The sequence below is a fragment of the Saccharopolyspora sp. 6V genome (genome assembly GCF_020176785.1).
In the GTDB taxonomy this organism is placed as follows: domain Bacteria; phylum Actinomycetota; class Actinomycetes; order Mycobacteriales; family Pseudonocardiaceae; genus Saccharopolyspora_C; species Saccharopolyspora_C gregorii.
In genome coordinates, this window is record NZ_JAIUKB010000083.1 from 13,625 (window position 1) to 31,778 (window position 18,154).

An 18,154-nucleotide genomic window follows, 5' to 3' on the forward strand; every position below is an offset into this window, starting at 1 on the left:
TCAGCCGACGGCCCCTTCCATCTGCAGCTCGATCAGGCGGTTCAGTTCCAGCGCGTACTCCATGGGCAGCTCCCGCGCGATCGGCTCCACGAAGCCGCGCACGATCATCGCCATCGCCTCGTCCTCGGTCAGACCGCGCTGCATCAGGTAGAACAGCTGGTCGTCGCTGACCTTGGAGACGGTGGCCTCGTGGCCCATGGACACGTCGTCGACGCGCACGTCGACGTACGGGTAGGTGTCCGAGCGGCTGATCGTGTCGACCAGCAGCGCGTCGCACTTGACCGTGGAGGCCGAGTGGTTGGCGCGCTTGGCGACCTTCACCAGACCCCGGTAGGAGGTGCGGCCACCACCGCGGGCGATCGACTTGGAGACGATCGTCGAGGAGGTGTGCGGAGCCATGTGCTCCATCTTCGCGCCCGCGTCCTGGTGCTGGCCCTCACCGGCGAACGCCACCGAGAGCACCTCGCCCTTGGCGTGCTCGCCCATCAGGAACACCGACGGGTACTTCATGGTGACCTTGGAGCCGAGGTTGCCGTCGACCCACTCCATGGTTGCGCCCTCTTCGGCCTTGGCCCGCTTGGTGACCAGGTTGTAGACGTTGTTCGACCAGTTCTGGATGGTCGTGTAGCGGCAGCGAGCGCCCTTCTTGACCACGATCTCCACGACCGCCGAGTGCAGCGAGTCGCTGGAGTAGATCGGGGCGGTGCAGCCCTCGACGTAGTGGACGTAGGCGTCCTCGTCGACGACGATCAGCGTCCGCTCGAACTGGCCCATGTTCTCGGTGTTGATCCGGAAGTAGGCCTGCAGCGGGATGTCGACGTGCACGCCCTTCGGCACGTAGATGAACGAGCCGCCGGACCACACCGCGGTGTTCAGCGCGGAGAACTTGTTGTCCCCGGCCGGGATGACCGAGCCGAAGTACTCCTTGAAGGTCTCCGGGTGCTCGCGCAGCGCGGTGTCGGTGTCCAGGAACTGGACGCCCTTCTCCTCAAGGTCCTCGCGGATCTTGTGGTAGACCACCTCGGACTCGTACTGGGCGGCGACACCGGCGACGAGCCGCTGCTTCTCCGCTTCCGGGATGCCCAGCCGGTCGTAGGTGTTCTTGATGTCCTCGGGCAGGTCCTCCCAGCTCTGGGCCTGCTGTTCGGTCGAGCGCACGAAGTACTTGATGTTGTCGAAGTCGATGCCCGACAGGTCGGCGCCCCAGTTCGGCATCGGCTTGCGCTCGAACAGCCGCAGCGCCTTCAGCCGCGCTTCGAGCATCCACTCCGGCTCGTCCTTCTTGGCCGAGATCTCCCGGACGACGTCCTCGTTGAGCCCGCGTCGCGCGCCTTCGCCCGCGACGTCCTTGTCGGCCCAGCCGTACTCGTAGTTGCCCAGGGTCGCCAGCGTCTCCTCTTGGCTGAGCTGGCCAGAGTTGTTCGACGCCGTGGTGGGTGTGCGCTGCTCGGCAGCGGCAGTCATACGGACTCCCCTCCGTCAGGAATCGGGGCGGTCTGCCGCCCGTCGGTCTGGGACCGGTCGTGGGCGGCCGGATCGGTTTCGGCCGACGCGGATGCCGGGATGACCTGGGTCTCCGGGCCGCGATCGGCGGTTCGCTCGGACCGCGTGAGCGGTACGTGCGTCGTGCAGGCCGCATCGCCGTTGGCGATGGTGGCCAACCGCTGCACGTGGGTGCCGAGGACTTCGGCGAAGGCCTCCGTCTCGGCTTCGCACAGCTGCGGGAAGTCCGCAGCGACGTGCGCCACCGGGCAGTGGTGCTGGCAGAGCTGCTCACCGGAGGCCACGCTGCGCGTCGAGGCAGCGTAGCCCTCGCGAGTCAGCGCACCGGCGAGGACCTCGGCCCGTTCGGCCCTGGTCCGCGCGGCGGCCAGCGCCTCCCGGTGGTGGGCGACCAGTGCGGCGATGCGCTTGCGAGCGAACTCCCGCACCGCCTGCTCACCGTCGGTGTCGGCGATGAACCGCAGCGCCGCCACGGCCAGGTCGTCGTAGGCGTGCCCGAACCTGGCCCGGCCGACCTCGGTCAGCAGGAACAGCTTCGCGGGCCTGCCCCTCCCCCGGCGCTGCCGGGCGGAGGACTCCCTGGTGTAGGCCTCGCCTTCGGTGACCAGCGCGTCGAGGTGCCTGCGCACCGCGACCGAGCTGAGCCCGAGGGCTTCGGCCACCGCCGCGGCGGTGATCGGCCCGCGCTCCAGCAGGAGGCGGGCGACCGAGTGCCGGGTCCGCCCGTCCCCGGACGGCGCACCAGCACCCGGGGCTGCGGCTCCCGAGTCGGCGGCCGCAGCCGGAGGTGGCGTTCCGGCGTTTTTCACAACACCGATGTTACCTATTTAGCTCCGACACACCAGACCGCAGGTCCGCCAACGTGACCCGGATCACCCCGAACGGCGGTTGTGCGACGGCGGGACGGGCCGCCCACCGACTGCCCTAAGCTTCGGTGCCGTGGGCGCAGGCGAGACGAACCAGCAGGACGAAGCCGGGCCGGGCGAGTCAGCGACCTCCGGCACCCCGGCCGACGGCACCACCCCCCGGGGCGCGACCCGGTCGCGGGACGCCGCCGCGACCGCACCGACCGGCGCTGAGCGGGACGGACGCGGCACCACCCGGGTCGCCGACGCCCCACTCAGCAGCGACACCGCCTACGCGGGCGACGCGCCCGCCGCGCAGCAGCCCGCCCCGCTCGACGCGCCCGAACGCCGCCAGCTCGACCTGGTCCGCCGCTTCGGCACCACCGGCTCGCTGGTGCTCGCCTTCGGCGCCATCGGCGCGGGCGCCGCTCCCGTCGACAACCCGCTGATCGGGGTCCGGCTGCTCGGGCTGCCCGCGCGCATCCCCACCGTCGCCATGGCCTGCGCCTGGCTCGGCATGCTCATGGTCGTCACCGCGTGGCTCTGGCTCGGCAAGCTGTCCTGGCCCGGCCGGGACCGGATGGTCAGCCGCACCCAGATGGACCGCACCATCGTCATGTGGGGGCTGCCGCTGGCCGTCGCGCCGCCGCTGTTCAGCACCGACATGTACACGTACCTGGCGCAGAACGCGGTGGCCGCGCAGGGCATCAACCCGTACACGCTGGGACCGGGCACCGCGCTCGGCGTGGACCACCCGCTGGTCGCCAACGTGCCGAACATCTGGCGCGACACGCCCTCGCCCTACGGTCCGCTGTTCCTGCTGTTCGGCCAGCACCTCGGCCGCGTCATCGGCGACGACGTCGTGTTCGGCGTGCTGCTCTGGCGGGTCGTGATGATCATCGGTCTGATGCTGGCGATCTGGGCGATCCCGCGGCTCGCCGCCCGCTGCGGGGTGCACCCGGTGGCCGCGCTGTGGCTCTCGGCCGCCAACCCGATCACGCTGTTCCACGTGGTCAGCGGCGCGCACAACGAGGCGCTGCTGGTCGGGATCATGCTCGCCGCCATCGAGCTCGGGCTGCGCTGGCGCGGACCGCTCGGCGTGGTCGTCGCCGGGGTACTGCTCAGCATCGGCGGGGCCATCAAACCGCCCGGCTTCGTGGCCCTCGGCTTCTTCGGCATCTACGTGGCCCGCAGGCGCGGCGGGCGGATGCGCGACCTCGTCGGCGTCGCCGCCGTGCTCGCCGTGCTGATGCTCGGCACCATGACGATCATCACGGTGGCCAGCGGCTGGGGCCTCGGCTGGATCGAGACCTACGACGTGCCGAACCGGATCAAGACCTGGCTGGCGCCGATGACCGCGTTCGGCATGACCGGCGGCGGGGTCGGCATGCTGCTCGGCCTCGGCAACCACACCAACTCGATGCTGGTCATCACCAAGATCTTCGGATACGCCATCACCGGGCTGGTGTGCGTGCGGCTGCTGTGGCTGGCGTTCAAGGGCCGGATCGAACCGCTGGCCGCGCTCGGCATCACCCTCGGCACGCTCGCCGTGTTCGGGCCGGTGCTGCACCCCTGGTACCTGCTGTGGATGGTGGTGCCGCTGTCGCTGGCCACCAACGACCACCGCTTCCGGATCGGCGCGGCCACCATCTGCTCCATCGTCGCGCTCGTGGTCCCGCCGACCGGGGCCGCCTACATCCTGCGGGCCTACCAGGTGCCGTTCGCCGTCATCGCCTCGATCCTCGCCTTCGGGATCCTGCTGTGGCTCGTGCGCGGCAAGGTCCCGCCGCTGCTGCCGACCCGGGCGGATGAGCGCCCCGTCACGTCATAGGCTTGGACGTCGTGAACGAAGCCGCGAGCACCCCCACGCCCGGCCCGGTGATCGAGGAACCGGCCGCCGACGGCGACGCGCTGGACGTGCGCGGGCTGACCAAGCGCTTCGGCGACACCACGGCCGTCGACGGGCTCGACCTGCGGATGCCGCGCGGCAGCGTGCTCGCCCTGCTCGGACCCAACGGCGCGGGCAAGACCACCACCGTCGAGATCTGCGAAGGCTTCCAGCGGCCCGACGGCGGAACGGTGCGGGTGCTCGGGCTCGACCCCGCCACCCAGGGAGAACGGCTGCGGCCCCGGATCGGCGTCATGCCGCAGGGCGGCGGCGCCTACCCGGGCGTGCGGGCCGCCGAGATGCTGGAGCTGGTCGCGACCTGCTCCGCGGACCCCATCGACCCGCGCTGGCTGCTCGACGTCCTCGGGCTCACCTCCGCCGGGCGCACCCCGTACAAGCGGCTCTCCGGCGGACAGCAGCAGCGGTTGTCGCTGGCCTGCGCGCTCGTCGGCCGCCCCGAGCTGGTGTTCCTGGACGAACCGACCGCCGGGCTCGACCCGCAGGCCCGCCACCTGGTGTGGGACCTGGTCGCCGCGCTGCGCCGGGACGGCGTCGGCGTGCTGCTGACCACCCACCTGATGGACGAGGCCGAGGCGCTCGCCGACCGGGTCGTCATCGTCGACCACGGGCGCGCCGTCGCCGACGGCACCACCGCCGAGCTCACCGCCGACCCGCGGGGCAGGCAGGAGCTGAAGTTCCACTCCGAGCCCGCGCTCGACCTCGGCCTGCTGCTGGCCGCGCTGCCCGAGGGCTACGAGGCCGTCGAGCAGCGCGCGGGCCGGTACGTGGTGCGCGGCACCATCGACCCGCAGGTGGTCTCCACCGTGACCGCGTGGTGCGCACGGCACGGCGTGTTCGCCAACGAGCTGCGGGTGAGCAGGCGCAGCCTGGAGGACGTGTTCCTGGACCTGACCGGACGGGAGTTGCGCTCGTGAACCACGGCGCCGCCAAGACGGGGACCGGCACCGCCGGGACCGGACTCGCCCGCGACGACCGGGACGCCCCGCGCCCCGGCGAGCGGTTCCCCGCGGGCACCTTCGCGCCCGCCCCGGGACGCGGACGGGCGCTGCGGATGCTCGCCGCGCACACCCGGATCGAAGCGCTGCTGATCATCCGGCACGGCGAGCAGGCGCTGCTCACGCTGATCATCCCGCTGGCGCTGCTGATCGGGCTGAGCACGCTGCACATCGGCACCGTGCCGGAACCGCGGGTCGACTCGGTGGCGCCGCGCATCCTCGCGCTGGCCGTGATGTCCACCGCGTTCACCGGGCAGGCCATCGCGCTCGGCTTCGACCGCCGCTACGGGGTGCTCAAGCGGCTGTCCGCGACGGCGCTGCCGCGCTGGACGCTGATCAGCGGCCGGGTGCTGGCGACGCTGCTGGTGGTGGCGCTGCAGGCGGTGCTGCTGGGGATCACGGCCGCGCTGTTGGGCTGGACGCCGAGCCCGCTGGGGATCGTGGCGGCGCTGCCGCTGCTGGTGCTGGGCACCCTCGCGTTCGGCGCGGCCGGGGTGCTGGTGGGCGGCGCGTTCCGGGCGGAGATCGTGCTGGCGGTGGCGAACGCGATCTGGTTCGTGCTGCTGCTGGCCGGTGGGCTGGCACTGCCGATGAGCGATCTGCCGGGCCCGGTGGGCGCGATCGCCGGGCTGCTGCCCTCGGGTGCGCTGGCGACCTCGCTGGAGGCGGCGCTGGAGCACGCGGCGCTGCCGGGCTGGCAGCCGCTGCTGGTGCTGGTGGCGTGGGCCGCGGCGGCCGGGGCGCTGGCGGTGCGCACCACTCGGCTCACCTGACCGGACCGAACTTCCGGACCCGGTGGTTACCGGAAGTAGGGTGAGAGCATGACTGAGCAGCACGCCGACGTGACGCCCGGCACCGAACTGGCCCGCCCCTGCCACCGCAGCCTGGAACCGCTGCACTCGCTGATCTACTTCAGCCCCGAAGCCGAGGAGGAGTTCGGCGCGCTCGGCCTCGACGGCACCCGGATGCGCTACTTCGCCGGCCGCGCCGCCCCGATGGGCGCCGTCGGCGCGGGAGTCGTCGCCGCCACCTTCTACAACTTCAACCCGCGGGTGATCGCCGAGGTCATCCCGCACGCGTGGACGATCACCACCCCGGAAGCCGTCGTCGCCGCCCGGTTCCGCGCCGCCGACACCGCGCTGCGCAAGCTGCTCGGCCCCGAGACGATCGCCTCCGAGGAGCTCGCGGAGGCCGCCGCGCTCGCCCGCCGCGCCACCGAGGCCTGCCGTCCCGAAGCCCGCCCGCTCTACGCCGGGCACGCCGACCTGGAGTGGCCGGACGAGCCGCACCTGGTGCTCTGGCACGCCCAGTCGCTGCTGCGCGAGCACCGCGGCGACGGCCACCTGATAGTGCTGCAGGCGGTGGGCCTCACCGGGCTGCAGGCGCTGGTCCTGCAGTCCGCGAGCGGCGAAGGACTCTCCCGGCAGTTCTCGCAGGCCAGCCGCGGCTGGTCCGATGAGGAGTGGGCGCAGGCGCAGCGCGAACTCGCCGACCGCGGCCTGCTCGACGCCGACGACGGGCTCACCGAGCGGGGTGTCGCCTTCCGGGAGGACGTCGAGCAGCGCACCGACGCGCTCGCCGCCGCCCCCTGGGCCCACCTCGGCGCGGAGAACGCGCAGCGCCTCGCCGGGTACGGCAAGAAGCTCAGCACCCAGGTGCTCAAGGCCGGCGCGTTCCCGAAGGGCACCTTCGCCCGCGAGAAGCGCGTGGAGTGACCTGCGGCGCACCACCTGGCGGCCGGGCGGTGCGGGGCGGCGAATACCATCGATGCGTGCCGTCGTCGATGCTGTCCCGGATCCCGGCCGCCGACCACCGCCTGGTGCGCTGGCTCGCGCTCGCCGTCCTCATCACCCAATCGCTGATCTCGGTGACGGGTTCCGTGGTGCGGGTGACGGGCTCCGGCCTCGGCTGCCCCACCTGGCCGCAGTGCTTCCCGGGGAGCATGGTCCCGGTCGACCACCCCGAGGTGGCGACGCTGCACCAAGTGATCGAGTTCGGCAACCGCACGCTGACCGGCCTCGTCGGGTTCGTCGCGCTGGCCTGCCTGATCGCCGCGTGGCGGGTGCGCCCGCACCGGCCGCGCCTGGTGAAGCTGGCGCTGGTCATGCCGCTGGGCGTGCTCGCGCAGGCCGTCATCGGCGGCATCACGGTGCTGGTGGACCTGAGCTGGTGGAGCGTGTCCATCCACTTCATGGCCTCGGCCGTGCTGATCTGGCTGGCCGCGTACCTGTTCAAGGCCGCGGGCGAGGGCGACGAGCCCGCGACGCCGGTGCTCCCGGCCCGGATGCGCCGGCTGCTGGTGGCGCTCACCGCGGTGACGGCGGCGATGCTGGTCGCGGGCACGCTGGTGACCGCGGCCGGGCCGCACGCCGGGGACGCCGACACGCCGCGGCTCGTGGTGCCGGTGCCGACGCTGGTGCAGGTGCACGGCCTGCTGGTGATGGCGTACGTGTGCCTGCTCGCGGTGTTCGGCGTGTGGCTGCGCGGCGCCCGCCCGACCGGCGCGCTGCTGAAGGCCTACGGCGCGGCGTGCGTGCTGGTGCTGGCGCAGGGGGCGCTCGGCTCCGCGCAGTACGTGCTCGGGGTGCCCGGGGCGCTGGTGGTGCTGCACGTGCTCGGTTCCACCCTGGTGATCACGGCGACCGCGCTGCTGTGGTGCGAGTCCCGCTACCGCGGGCCGGTGCCGCGGGTCCCGGCAGGCGAATCCGCGGAGCCCGTCCCGGCTTGACCGCCGGTTCCGGTGCCCGGCCCGGCTCAGTAGCGCAGTGCGCGGCGCTCCCGCTCCCACCGCTGCCAGAGCTGCGGCATCTCGCCGGAGAGCCACTTGTAGAACTCGTGCACGGTGCGCAGCCGCCGCGCCCGCTCCCCCTGGCCGCTGAACATCCGCAGCCCGTCCTCGGTGAGCTGTTCGAGCCCGGTGACCTGCTCCATGCGGTGCCGGACCAGTTCCGGCCAGCGGTGCTCCTCCACGCGATAGAGCGCGGCCTCGCGGCCCTGCCGGGTCGTCTTGGAGATGACCCCGAGGCGCAGCAGCAACCGGACGTTGGTGCTGACGGAGCCGCTGCTGGCGTTGAGCCCGTGGGAGAGCTCGGCCGCGGTGCGCTCCGGCGGGTCGCAGATCAGCAGGAACGCGAGGATCCGTCCGGCGATGAGCGGCATGCCCTCGGTCGCTTCGAAGTGCGCGGCCATCTGCTCGATCCACTCGGACATGGCGGGACGGTCGGTGCGCTGGGCGTACTCGGTCACCTCGGGTGCCTCCGACTGATCGACTTCAACCGATGCTGAAACCATAGACTCAGGAGAACGGCGAAGCCACCCCGACACGCCCCGGAAGCGGGCTCACCCGGCCAGCGCCGCCCGCACCGCCGACGCGAACCGCGGCTTCGCCCCCGGATCCGCCTGGCGGAACCCCAACGACGGTTCGGTCAGCTCCAGCTCCAGCAGCAGCGGCGACCCGTCCTCCCGGCGCACCAGGTCCACCCGCGCGTACAGCAGCTCGGACCGGCGCATCCCGTGAATCGCCGCCGCCGCGTCCACCGCGTCCTCCGCCGCGCGGCGTAGCGCCGCATCCGGCTCCACCCCGAAGCGGTCGCCCGGTCCCGGCCCCGGCGCCGCCGGATCCGGCAGCATCGCGCCCTTCACGAACGCGTGCGAATAACCCCCGCCGACGAACACCAGCGCCGTCTCGCCCTCCCGGTCCACCGCCCGCTGGTAGGGCTGCACCAGCACCGCGTGATCCACGGCGTGCCGCGCGGCCAGGTGCGCGGCCGCGGCGTCCCGCTCCCCCACCGCGAACCGGGCCGCGCCCCGCGAGCTCGCCCCCACCGAGGGCTTCAGCACGAACTCGAAGTCCGGGCAGCGCAGCGGTTCGCCCGGTGCGATCAGCTCCGTCGGCACCACCGGGACGCCCCGCGCGGCCAGATCGGCGAGGTAGGTCTTGTCGGTGTTCCAGCGCGCCACCCGCGCCGGGTTCACCAGCGCGGGCACCGACTCGCACCAGGCCAGGAAGTCCTTGCGCCGCAGCGGGTAGTCCCAGGTGCTGCGCAGCACCACGAGCTCGGCGGAATCGAACGGCGCGGCCGGGTCGTCCCACGGCGCCCAGGCCGCGGGCACGCCCAGCTCGGCCAGCACCTCCGGCAGGTCGGTGTCGTCGGCGTTCGAGCGGGGCAGCTCGGCGCAGCTGGCGAGCAGGACCCGAGGTGCCGGTCTCACCGGGCCCGCGGGCCGGCCATCTTCCGGCGGTGCGCCGGGCCGATCTGCAGCGCGGCGGTCGTGTCGCCGTCCCACTCCCCCGCGGTGACCTGCTCGACGGCCTCGACCACGGCCTCCCCCGCCGCGACGCCTGCGACCAGCACGTCGCCGAGCGCGCCGTCCTCGCCGATCAGCACGATGCGGGCGCCCGCCTGGCCGAGGTTCTCCACCACGGCTCGCGCGGAACCGCCGTGGCCCGCGGCGAACGCCTTCACCCGGGCGATCGCCTTCGGCTCGGGCGCGGTGCTCTGCTCGGTGTCGTTCTCGGCTGCCATGCGGGTGATCCTAGACAACCACCCCGACGACACGGGGCGAACAGTTACCCAGGCCACCGCCCGGCCGCCTCCGCGCCTGCGAGAGTGGGGATGATCCCCGGCGGCCGTCCCGGCGCCGGGCGGACGAGGCGATCTAGGAGGCACGCATGCGCGCGATTCGGGTACCGGCCCACGGCGGACCGGAGGTGCTGGAGCCCGCCGAACTGGACCGGCCGACCCCGCAGTCCGGTGAGCTGTTGGTGGAGGTGTCCGCGGCCGGGGTGAACTTCATCGACACCTACCAGCGCAGCGGCCTCTACAGCGTGCCGCTGCCGTTCACCCCCGGCGTGGAGGGCGCGGGCACCGTCCGCGAGGTCGGCCCGGACGTCACCGGATTCACCCCCGGCGACCGCATCGCGTGGGCCATGACGCCCGGCGGCTACGCCGAGCAGGCCGTGGTGCCCGCGCGCAACTCGGTCCGCGTCCCCGACGGCGTCGACGACCGGACGGCGGCCGCCGCGATGCTGCAGGGCATGACCGCGCACTTCCTCGTCACCTCCACCCACCCGATCCGCCCCGGCGAGACGGCGCTGGTGCACGCGGCGGCGGGCGGCGTGGGACTGCTGCTCACCCAGCTGATCAAGGCGCGCGGCGGGAACGTGATCGGCACCGTGTCCACCGACGAGAAGGAGCGGCTGGCGCGCGCGGCCGGTGCCGACGAGATCATCCGCTACACCGACGCCGACGTGGCCGAGGAGGTCCGCGACCTCACCGACGGGCGCGGGGTGGACGTGGTCTACGACGGCGTCGGCAAGGACACCTTCGACGGCAGCCTCGCGTCGCTGCGCCCGCGCGGGACGCTCGCGCTGTTCGGCGCGTCCAGCGGGCCGGTGCCGCCGGTGGACCCGCAGCGGCTGAACTCGGGGGGCTCGCTGTTCCTCACCCGGCCGTCGCTGGCGCACCACATGCTGGATCGGGAGGAGCTGGACCGGCGGGCCGGGGAGATCTTCCAGGCGGTGCGCGCGGGTGAGCTCGACGTGCGCATCGGCGGCAGCTACCCGCTGGAGCAGGCCGGCCGGGCGCACGAAGACCTGGAGGCGCGCCGCAGCACGGGCAAGCTCCTGCTGCTGCCCTGAGCGGAAGCGCCCGCCCGGGAACTCCGAGTGCCCCGGGACCGACTGATCGACCATGATCGATCGCGTGATCGGGCGGCGCGGTGCGCTGGCGCTGCTCGCGGCCGGGCTGCTCGGCGGCTGCCGAGCGGTCCCGGCCGAAGCCGGCCGCGGACTGGTGACCCTGGACGGCGGGACGGCTCGCCTCGCCCTGCTGCTGGGGCGCGAACAGGTGGGCACGGTGGCGGTGACCGCCGGTGACCCGGTGCTGCCCGCGATCGCGGCCGTGCAGGGCGCGCCGGTGCTCGACCTCGGCGGCGCGGGCGGACTGGACCTGGAGGCGCTGGCCCGCCTGCGCCCGGAGGTGCTGGCCGGGCACCGGCTGCCCGGGGTCCCGGCGGAGCTGCTGCGCGGACTGGCCCGGTTGCGGCTGGTGCGGCGCACCGGGGACGTGCGCGCGGACGCGCTCGCGCTCGGCGCGGCGGTGGGCGCGGCCGGAGCCGCGGTGGCCGCGTGGGAGGCCTTCGAGCGGGACCGCGCCGAGCTCGCCGCCCGCCTCGCGACCCGCCGGATGCCGACGATCTCGGTGCTCGGCGCGGGCCGCGGCGACGAGGTGGTCACCACGGTGTCCGGCTCGACGGCCGCCGGACAGGTGCTGCGGGCGCTCGGCGTGGCCCGGCCCCCTGCGCAGGAAGCGGTCGCGGACGGGCCGCTGCCGTTCCCGGAGATCTCCGGCGAACGGCTCGGCGAGCACGACGCGGACCTGCTGGTGGTGCTGCGCGGCAACGCCGGGTCGGTGCGGGAGCAGCCGCTGCTGCGGACCTCGCCCGCGGTGCGCGCGGGCCGGGTGGTCGAGGCCGACCAGTTCGAGTGGGCGGCCCTGGCCTCGCTGCCCAGCGCGCGCTGGGTGCTGGCCGACCTGGCCGGGCTGCTGCTGGAGCGGGCCGCGCCACTGCTCGGCATCGGCTCGCCCGGGGGCCTCGATCGGCTGCGCGGGTTCCGCGCCGGCTGAGGGCTCCAGTCGACCGGCCGCTCCAGCCGACCGGCCGCTCCAAGCAGGCCCGGTCGCTCCAAGCAGGCCCGGCCGCGCTAGCCGACCCGGTTCCGCAGCCGCAGGCCGAAACCGCCCGCCGCCAGCAGCACCACACCCACCAGCAGCACGATCAGCGGCCCGCCGAGCGCACCGCCGGTCCAGTGGTACAGCGCCTCCGGCACCGCGACGGTCACCCCGAGCACGCCGAACACCAGCAGCACCGCCGAGCGCAGCGCCACGAACGCGGCGAAGCAGCCGACGGCCAGCACGAACGTGATCGCGTAGCTCCACGACTGGTGCGCGATCACGGTCCACTGGGCGCCGGTGAGCGCCGTCGCCGCCGCGATCCCGAAGCCCACGTCGCGCCGCACCCGGCCCGCGCGGCCCCGGGTCGGCCGGTCGAGCACACCGCGCACCGCGAGCACCGCCCACAGCCCGCCGAGCACGATCAGCACCAGCATCTGCGGCACGGACCCGCTGCCCGGTAGCTCATCGGCCAGCGCGAGCGCGAACCAGAATGCGAAGGCACCGGTCGCCACCAGCCCCGGCACCGCGGGCAGCAGCGCGTACCCGGCGGCGGCCGCGACCAGCCCGAGCCCGCTCGCGGACAGCGAGGAGTCCGAACCGTCCAGCCCGGCCACGACCGCCATCGCCGCGGACCCGGAGGCCAGCGCGAGCAGTGCGGACACGATGCGGCTGCGCCGCGAGGGCGCATCGGCGGCGAGCTCCCGCGCACCGCGCGGGCCGCCCGCGATGAGTCCGCCCGCGACCACGAGCACCGCGGTGGCGGCGACCAGCAGGCCGATCCGGGCCGCGGTCGACAACACCTCCCAGGACATGCCGACCAGCAGCGACGCACCGCCGATCACGAGTGCGCCGCCCGCGTACCCGAGGACCTCCCAGACCCCGCCCGCGCGCTGCGGTGCGGGTTCGGCGGTGAGCTCGGCGCGCACCGCATCGGCCTGCTCGGAGGTCAGCGTGCCGCGTTCGACGAGGCGCTCCAGCGCCTGCCGGTGCCGCGGCGGCAGTTCCGCGCTCATCGATCTCCCTCCACCGGTGATCCGCGCCGACTGTCGCACATGCGGCCGGGCCCGCGGTGGAGGGTGCGACGGCCCGCGCGACGACCAGGTGGGACGGCGCCGGACCGCTCAGCTCGTGGCGATCACGCGAACGGCCAGCCCAGCACCGGCAGTCCCAGTGCCGAGTCCACCGCCAGCGCCACGCACACGATCATCAGGTACGTGTTGGACATGTGGAACAGCCGCATCGGCTTCGTCGGCTCGCCCCGCTTGGTCGCGGTGTGCAACCGGTGCGCGAGCCACAGGAACCAGGCGCCGGAGAGCACCGCGAACGCGGTGTAGAGCCACCCGGTGGCGGGGGCGAGCAGCAGCGTCCACAGCACCATCAGCCAGCTGTAGGCGACGATCTGCCGCGACACGTAGGCCGGTTCGGCGACGACGGGCAGCATCGGCACGCCGGCGCGCTCGTAGTCCGCCTTGTACTTCACCGCCAGCGCCCAAGTGTGCGGCGGTGTCCAGAAGAAGATGATCCCGAACATGACCAGCGCGGGCCAGTCCACCCGCCCGGTCACCCCGGCCCAGCCGATGACCACCGGCATGCACCCGGCGGCCCCGCCCCAGACGATGTTCTGCGCGGTGCGGCGCTTGAGCACCAGCGTGTAGACGAGGACGTAGAACAGGATCGTGGCGACCGCCAGCACCGCGGCCAGCAGGTTCGTCGTCGCCCACAGGAACGCGAACGAGCCGAGCCCCAGCGCGATCCCGAACAGCAGCGCGTGCCGGTTGGAGACGGTGTGGCGCACCAGCGGCCGGGCCCTGGTGCGCTGCATGACCTGGTCGATGTCGGCGTCGGCGACGCAGTTGAGCGCGTTGGCGCTGCCCGCGGCCATGGTGCCGCCGACCAGGGTGGACAGCACCAGCCACGGCGAGGGGATGCCGCGCTCGGCCAGCAGCATCGCCGGGATGGTGGTGACCAGCAGCAGCTCGATGACGCGCGGCTTGAGCAGGCCGAGGTAGGCCTTGAGCAGGTCGCCGGGCCGCCGCGCGTGCCGCTGCGCACCGCCGACCGGGGTTTCGGTGCTGGTCACGAGGCCGCCCCTGCCGCGCGCGCCGCGAGCCGCACGCCGTGCTCCGCACCGCCGGGGAGCGCGGTCCGCGCCGCGGCCGGGGCCGCGCCGTGGTGTCCGCCCGAAGCGCACCGCATCGCAGGCATGGGACTCCTAGTCAGCTCGGGGTGACCACCGGAACGACGGCGACCGACCGCCCTGAATGGTAGGCGCGCTACACCCCAGCGCCGCTCGCAGGGTCCGGGCGCGCGCCCCGGATACCTCGCGGCCGGGACCGGACCCGGCGGCGCCGGTACCGTGGGGTGAGCCACCGGACACGCTCCGCGCGGAAGGCACGCCCGCCGCGCCGCGTTGCCGGTGGTGGGGTCCGCCGCACCGTCGCGGGATCGGCCCCGCGGCGGTCGAGGCGCCGCCGGGCGGGCGACGCACCGCGAACCGGGCCGGGCACCGGCCGTGGCGCCCCGGGCACGCACCGTCGACACCCCGGGGGGCACGGCCGTGGCGGCACCGGTGAGCTGCGCGAACACCGGCCGGCGCGGTTCGGCGCCGCACGACGAGGGGTCTCCGGCGATGCAGGCGGTTGACCCGCGATCCTCTCACCCCGGTGGGGGACCGCATCAATTCAGGCGGGCCGCCGCGCGCCCACGAGGTCACGACTAGGCTGCCCGCTGGACGAGGGATAACTGCGGTCCGAATCGGTCCGGGTCAGCGGGCGACGCGCCGGAGCCGCGAAGGACCGCTTCGAGGGAAACTGGAGCTGCGTCCGTGTCCGTCACCGACGATCTTGCCCGCTTGACCACCAAGCGACTGCCCGCAGACTGGACCGAGTTGGACCAGCGCGCCGTGGACACGGTCCGGGTGCTGGCCGCCGACGCGGTCGAGAAATGCGGCAGCGGGCACCCAGGCACCGCCATGAGCCTGGCCCCCGCCGCCTACGCGCTGTTCCAGCGCGTCATGCGGCACGACCCCACCGACGCCGACTGGATCGGCCGCGACCGCTTCGTGCTGTCCGCCGGTCACTCCAGCCTGACGCTGTACCTCCAGCTGTTCCTGTCCGGGTACGGGCTGGAGCTGGACGACATCAAGGCCCTGCGCACCTGGGACTCCAAGACCCCCGGTCACCCGGAGTACTGGCACACCCCCGGTGTGGAGACCACCACCGGCCCGCTGGGCCAGGGCCTGGCCACGGCCGTCGGCATGGCGGTCGCCGCCCGCCGCGAGCGCGGTCTGCTGGACCCGGAGTCGGCCCCGGGCGAGAGCCCGTTCGACCACCAGATCTACGTGATCGCCTCCGACGGCGACATCGAGGAGGGCGTCACCTCCGAGGCCTCCTCGTTCGCGGGCACCCAGCAGCTGGGCAACCTCACGGTGATCTACGACGCGAACGAGATCTCCATCGAGGACGACACCCGCATCGCGCTGTCCGAGGACACCGCGAAGCGCTACGAGGCCTACGGCTGGCACGTCGTCACCGTCGACGGCGGCGAGGACGTCTCCAGCATCCTGGACGCGCTGGACGCGGCCAAGGGCAAGCCGGAGCAGCCCACGCTGGTCGTGCTGCGCACCGTGATCGGCTTCCCCGCGCCGACGAAGATGAACACCGGCAAGGCGCACGGCGCCGCGCTGGGCGGCGAGGAGATCACCGAGATCAAGAAGGCGCTGGGCTTCGACCCGGAGCAGACCTTCGAGGTCTCCGACGAGGTCCTCGCGCACGCCCGCAAGGCCGTGGATCGGGGCAAGGCCGCGCACGCCGAGTGGCAGAAGTCCTACGACGCGTGGGCCGCCGAGCACCCCGACCGCAAGGCGCTGCTGGAGCGGATCCGGGTCCGCGAGCTGCCCGCCGGCTGGTCCGAGAAGCTGCCGACCTGGGAGGCCGACGGCAAGGGCGTCGCCACCCGCAAGGCCTCCGGTGAGGTGCTCAACGCCCTCGCCGACGTGCTGCCGGAGCTGTGGGGCGGTTCCGCCGACCTGGCGGAGAGCAACAACACCACGATGAAGGGCGTCGACTCGTTCGGCCCGAAGCACATCTCCACCGGGATGTGGAACGCCCAGCCGTACGGCCGGACGCTGCACTTCGGCGTCCGCGAGCACGCGATGGGCTCGATCCTCAACGGCATCGCACTGCACGGCGGCACCCGCCCGTACGGCGGCACCTTCCTGATCTTCAGCGACTACATGCGGCCCGCGGTGCGGCTCGCGGCGCTGATGAACGCCCCGACGATCTACGTGTGGACGCACGACTCGATCGGCCTGGGCGAGGACGGCCCGACGCACCAGCCGATCGAGCAGCTCTCCTCGCTGCGCGCCATCCCCGGCCTGTCGGTGGTCCGCCCCGCGGACGCCAACGAGACCGCCTTCTCCTGGAAGGCGATCTTGGAGGACACCAGCGGCCCCGCCGGGCTGGCGCTGACCCGCCAGGGCGTGCCGACGCTGGAGGGGACCGACGCCGAGGGCGTCGCCAAGGGCGGCTACGTGCTGGCCGAGGCGTCCTCCGGCACCCCCGAGCTCGTGATCATCGCCACGGGCTCCGAGGTCCAGCTGGCCGTCGAGGCCAGGAAGATCCTGGAGGCCGACGGCGTTGCCACCCGCGTGGTGTCGATGCCGTGCGTCGAGTGGTTCGACCGGCAGGACAAGGCCTACCGCGAGCAGGTGCTGCCCCCGTCGGTGCGCGCCCGCGTCTCCGTCGAGGCCGGCATCGCCCAGTCCTGGCACCGGTTCACCGGTGACCTCGGCGAGAACGTCTCGATCGAGCACTTCGGCGCCTCGGCGGACTACAAGACCCTGTTCGAGAAGTTCGGCTTCACCACGGAGGCGGTCGTCGACGCCGCCCGGCGGAGCCTGGAGAACGCGCGCTCGAACGCGTGAGTGGAGGTATTGCAGTGACGAACAACCAGAACCTCACCGCGCTCAGCCAGGCGGGCGTGGCGATCTGGCTGGACGACCTGTCCCGCCAGCGGATCACGTCCGGCAACCTGACCGAGCTGATCAACGACTACGCGGTCGTGGGTGTCACCAGCAACCCCACGATCTTCGCGAAGGCGCTGTCCAACGCGGCCGACTACAACGACCAGGTCCGCGAGCTCGCCGCCCGCGGCGCCGGCGTGGACGACACGGTCCGCGAGCTGACCACGAAGGACGTGCGCGACGCCGCCGACGTCTTCCGCAACGTCTACGAGGCGGGCGACGACGGCCGGGTCTCCCTGGAGGTCGACCCGCGGCTGGCCCACGACACCGACCGCACCGTCGCCGAGGCGCTGGAGCTGTGGAAGGCCGTCGACCGGCCGAACCTGATGGTCAAGATCCCGGCGACGGTCGAGGGCCTGCCCGCGATCACCCGGGTGCTGGCCGAGGGCGTCAGCGTGAACGTGACGCTGATCTTCTCCGTGGAGCGCTACCGGGACGTCATGGACGCCTACCTGGCGGGCCTGGAGCAGGCGAAGGCCAACGGCCACTCGCTGAACACCATCGCCTCGGTCGCCTCGTTCTTCGTGTCCCGCGTGGACACCGAGATCGACAAGCGGCTGGAGGGCGTGGAAGGCGGCCAGGACCTGCAGGGCAAGGCGGCCATCGCCAACGCCCGGCTGGCCTACGCCGCCTACGAGGAGGTCTTCTCCTCGGACCGCTTCCAGGCGCTGGCCGCGGACGGTGCGAAGCCGCAGCGCCCGCTGTGGGCCTCCACCGGCGTGAAGGACCCGGCGTACTCCGACACCCGCTACGTCGATCAGCTGGTGGCGCCGAACACGGTGAACACCATGCCGGAGGCGACGCTGTTCGCCACCGCCGACCACGCCCAGGTCGAAGGCGACCAGGTCCGCGGCACCAAGGACGCCTCGCAGCAGGTGTTCGACGCGCTGACCGAGATCGGCATCGACCTCGACGACGTGTTCGCGGTGCTGGAGCGCGAGGGCGTCGAGAAGTTCGAGAAGTCCTGGGAGGAACTGCTCGACACCGTGCGCGAGCAGCTCGACCAGGCCAAGTAGGCGAACGGCCGTTCCACCGCGGGTGTGCCCCGCGCCCGCCCCCGGGGGGGGGACATTCCACGGAATTCGCGTGCCCCGGGTGCTGTGGCGGGTGGGCCCGGTCAGGCTCATCGGGGTACCCCCGCGGCGGAGGCGTCCGGTCCGCCCACCGGCCGGCGTCGCCCATCCCCTAGACACGAGGAATCA

16 protein-coding genes are annotated in these 18,154 nt (G+C 73.3%); 9 read left to right on the plus strand and 7 right to left on the minus strand.

Annotation, left to right across the window (positions count from 1 at the left end; genetic code table 11):
• Both sufB and LCD35_RS17070 read right to left on the minus strand, forming a co-directional pair.
• On the minus strand, positions 1–1,464 hold the full coding sequence (gene sufB, locus LCD35_RS17065; RefSeq protein ID WP_224957675.1) for a Fe-S cluster assembly protein SufB: 1,464 nt from the start codon (positions 1,462–1,464) through the stop codon (positions 1–3).
• The gene (locus LCD35_RS17070; RefSeq protein ID WP_224967061.1) at positions 1,461–2,312 is read right to left on the minus strand and encodes a metalloregulator ArsR/SmtB family transcription factor; all 852 of its coding nucleotides are present in this window, start codon (positions 2,310–2,312) and stop codon (positions 1,461–1,463) included. The genes sufB and LCD35_RS17070 overlap by 4 nt, the downstream gene beginning before the upstream one ends.
• 130 nt (positions 2,313–2,442) lie before the next feature.
• Between LCD35_RS17070 and mptB the strand changes: the two genes are divergently transcribed.
• The 5 genes from mptB to LCD35_RS17095 all read left to right on the plus strand — a co-directional run bounded on the left by mptB (position 2,443) and on the right by LCD35_RS17095 (position 7,980).
• A complete protein-coding gene (gene mptB, locus LCD35_RS17075) occupies positions 2,443–4,179 on the plus strand; it encodes a polyprenol phosphomannose-dependent alpha 1,6 mannosyltransferase MptB (protein WP_224967060.1) in 1,737 nt (578 codons plus the stop codon).
• Between the two features lie 50 nt (positions 4,180–4,229).
• On the plus strand, positions 4,230–5,171 hold the full coding sequence (locus tag LCD35_RS17080; protein ID WP_374108094.1) for an ABC transporter ATP-binding protein: 942 nt from the start codon (positions 4,230–4,232) through the stop codon (positions 5,169–5,171).
• Positions 5,172–5,302: 131 nt separating this feature from the next.
• A complete protein-coding gene (locus tag LCD35_RS17085) occupies positions 5,303–6,025 on the plus strand; it encodes an ABC transporter permease (RefSeq protein ID WP_224957726.1) in 723 nt (240 codons plus the stop codon).
• Positions 6,026–6,073: 48 nt separating this feature from the next.
• Complete coding sequence (locus LCD35_RS17090) at positions 6,074–6,967, plus strand: hypothetical protein (protein ID WP_224977982.1); 894 nt, start codon at positions 6,074–6,076, stop codon at positions 6,965–6,967.
• A gap of 68 nt (positions 6,968–7,035) precedes the next feature.
• Positions 7,036–7,980, plus strand: coding sequence for a COX15/CtaA family protein (locus LCD35_RS17095; protein WP_255615117.1), 945 nt, complete (start codon positions 7,036–7,038; stop codon positions 7,978–7,980).
• 26 nt (positions 7,981–8,006) lie between these two features.
• Here the strand turns inward: LCD35_RS17095 and LCD35_RS17100 are convergent, their stop codons facing one another.
• From LCD35_RS17100 to LCD35_RS17110, 3 genes are all read right to left on the minus strand, one after another.
• Positions 8,007–8,498, minus strand: a complete 492-nt coding sequence (locus tag LCD35_RS17100) for a GbsR/MarR family transcriptional regulator (RefSeq protein ID WP_224957679.1) — start codon at positions 8,496–8,498, stop codon at positions 8,007–8,009.
• A 93-nt stretch (positions 8,499–8,591) separates the two neighbouring features.
• Positions 8,592–9,464: a hypothetical protein gene (locus tag LCD35_RS17105; protein ID WP_225044454.1), complete on the minus strand. Its 873-nt coding sequence runs from the start codon at positions 9,462–9,464 to the stop codon at positions 8,592–8,594.
• On the minus strand, positions 9,461–9,778 hold the full coding sequence (locus LCD35_RS17110) for a hypothetical protein (RefSeq protein WP_224957682.1): 318 nt from the start codon (positions 9,776–9,778) through the stop codon (positions 9,461–9,463). The genes LCD35_RS17105 and LCD35_RS17110 overlap by 4 nt, the downstream gene beginning before the upstream one ends.
• Before the next feature lie 146 nt (positions 9,779–9,924).
• Between LCD35_RS17110 and LCD35_RS17115 the strand changes: the two genes are divergently transcribed.
• Together LCD35_RS17115 and LCD35_RS17120 are read left to right on the plus strand one after the other, a co-directional pair.
• Positions 9,925–10,893, plus strand: coding sequence for a quinone oxidoreductase (locus LCD35_RS17115; RefSeq protein ID WP_224957685.1), 969 nt, complete (start codon positions 9,925–9,927; stop codon positions 10,891–10,893).
• A 52-nt stretch (positions 10,894–10,945) separates the two neighbouring features.
• Positions 10,946–11,881 (plus strand): ABC transporter substrate-binding protein, encoded by a 936-nt coding sequence (locus LCD35_RS17120; protein WP_224977980.1) that lies wholly within the window; start codon positions 10,946–10,948, stop codon positions 11,879–11,881.
• A gap of 77 nt (positions 11,882–11,958) precedes the next feature.
• Here LCD35_RS17120 and LCD35_RS17125 read toward each other — a convergent pair whose 3' ends face one another.
• Both LCD35_RS17125 and LCD35_RS17130 read right to left on the minus strand, forming a co-directional pair.
• A complete protein-coding gene (locus LCD35_RS17125; protein WP_224977979.1) occupies positions 11,959–12,942 on the minus strand; it encodes a DUF2157 domain-containing protein in 984 nt (327 codons plus the stop codon).
• A gap of 122 nt (positions 12,943–13,064) precedes the next feature.
• Positions 13,065–14,009 (minus strand): heme o synthase, encoded by a 945-nt coding sequence (locus LCD35_RS17130; protein WP_224957691.1) that lies wholly within the window; start codon positions 14,007–14,009, stop codon positions 13,065–13,067.
• A gap of 744 nt (positions 14,010–14,753) precedes the next feature.
• Here LCD35_RS17130 and tkt point away from each other — a divergent pair.
• Together tkt and tal are read left to right on the plus strand one after the other, a co-directional pair.
• Entirely contained in the window at positions 14,754–16,853 is a 2,100-nt protein-coding gene (gene tkt, locus LCD35_RS17135) for a transketolase (protein ID WP_225044455.1), read from the plus strand.
• Positions 16,854–16,867: 14 nt separating this feature from the next.
• Complete coding sequence (gene tal / locus LCD35_RS17140) at positions 16,868–17,968, plus strand: transaldolase (RefSeq protein ID WP_224957693.1); 1,101 nt, start codon at positions 16,868–16,870, stop codon at positions 17,966–17,968.
• Positions 17,969–18,154 lie beyond the last annotated feature (186 nt).

What these genes read in the sequence shown, in the direction of transcription:
- LCD35_RS17095 (WP_255615117.1), top strand. Translation starts at nt 7,036, where the DNA reads ATGCTGTCCCGGATCCCGGCCGCCGACCACCGCCTGGTGCGCTGGCTC.
- sufB (WP_224957675.1), bottom strand. Translation starts at nt 1,464, where the DNA reads ATGACTGCCGCTGCCGAGCAGCGCACACCCACCACGGCGTCGAACAAC.
- LCD35_RS17125 (WP_224977979.1), bottom strand. Translation starts at nt 12,942, where the DNA reads ATGAGCGCGGAACTGCCGCCGCGGCACCGGCAGGCGCTGGAGCGCCTC.
- LCD35_RS17090 (WP_224977982.1), top strand. Translation starts at nt 6,074, where the DNA reads ATGACTGAGCAGCACGCCGACGTGACGCCCGGCACCGAACTGGCCCGC.
- LCD35_RS17110 (WP_224957682.1), bottom strand. Translation starts at nt 9,778, where the DNA reads ATGGCAGCCGAGAACGACACCGAGCAGAGCACCGCGCCCGAGCCGAAG.
- LCD35_RS17120 (WP_224977980.1), top strand. Translation starts at nt 10,946, where the DNA reads ATGATCGATCGCGTGATCGGGCGGCGCGGTGCGCTGGCGCTGCTCGCG.
- LCD35_RS17115 (WP_224957685.1), top strand. Translation starts at nt 9,925, where the DNA reads ATGCGCGCGATTCGGGTACCGGCCCACGGCGGACCGGAGGTGCTGGAG.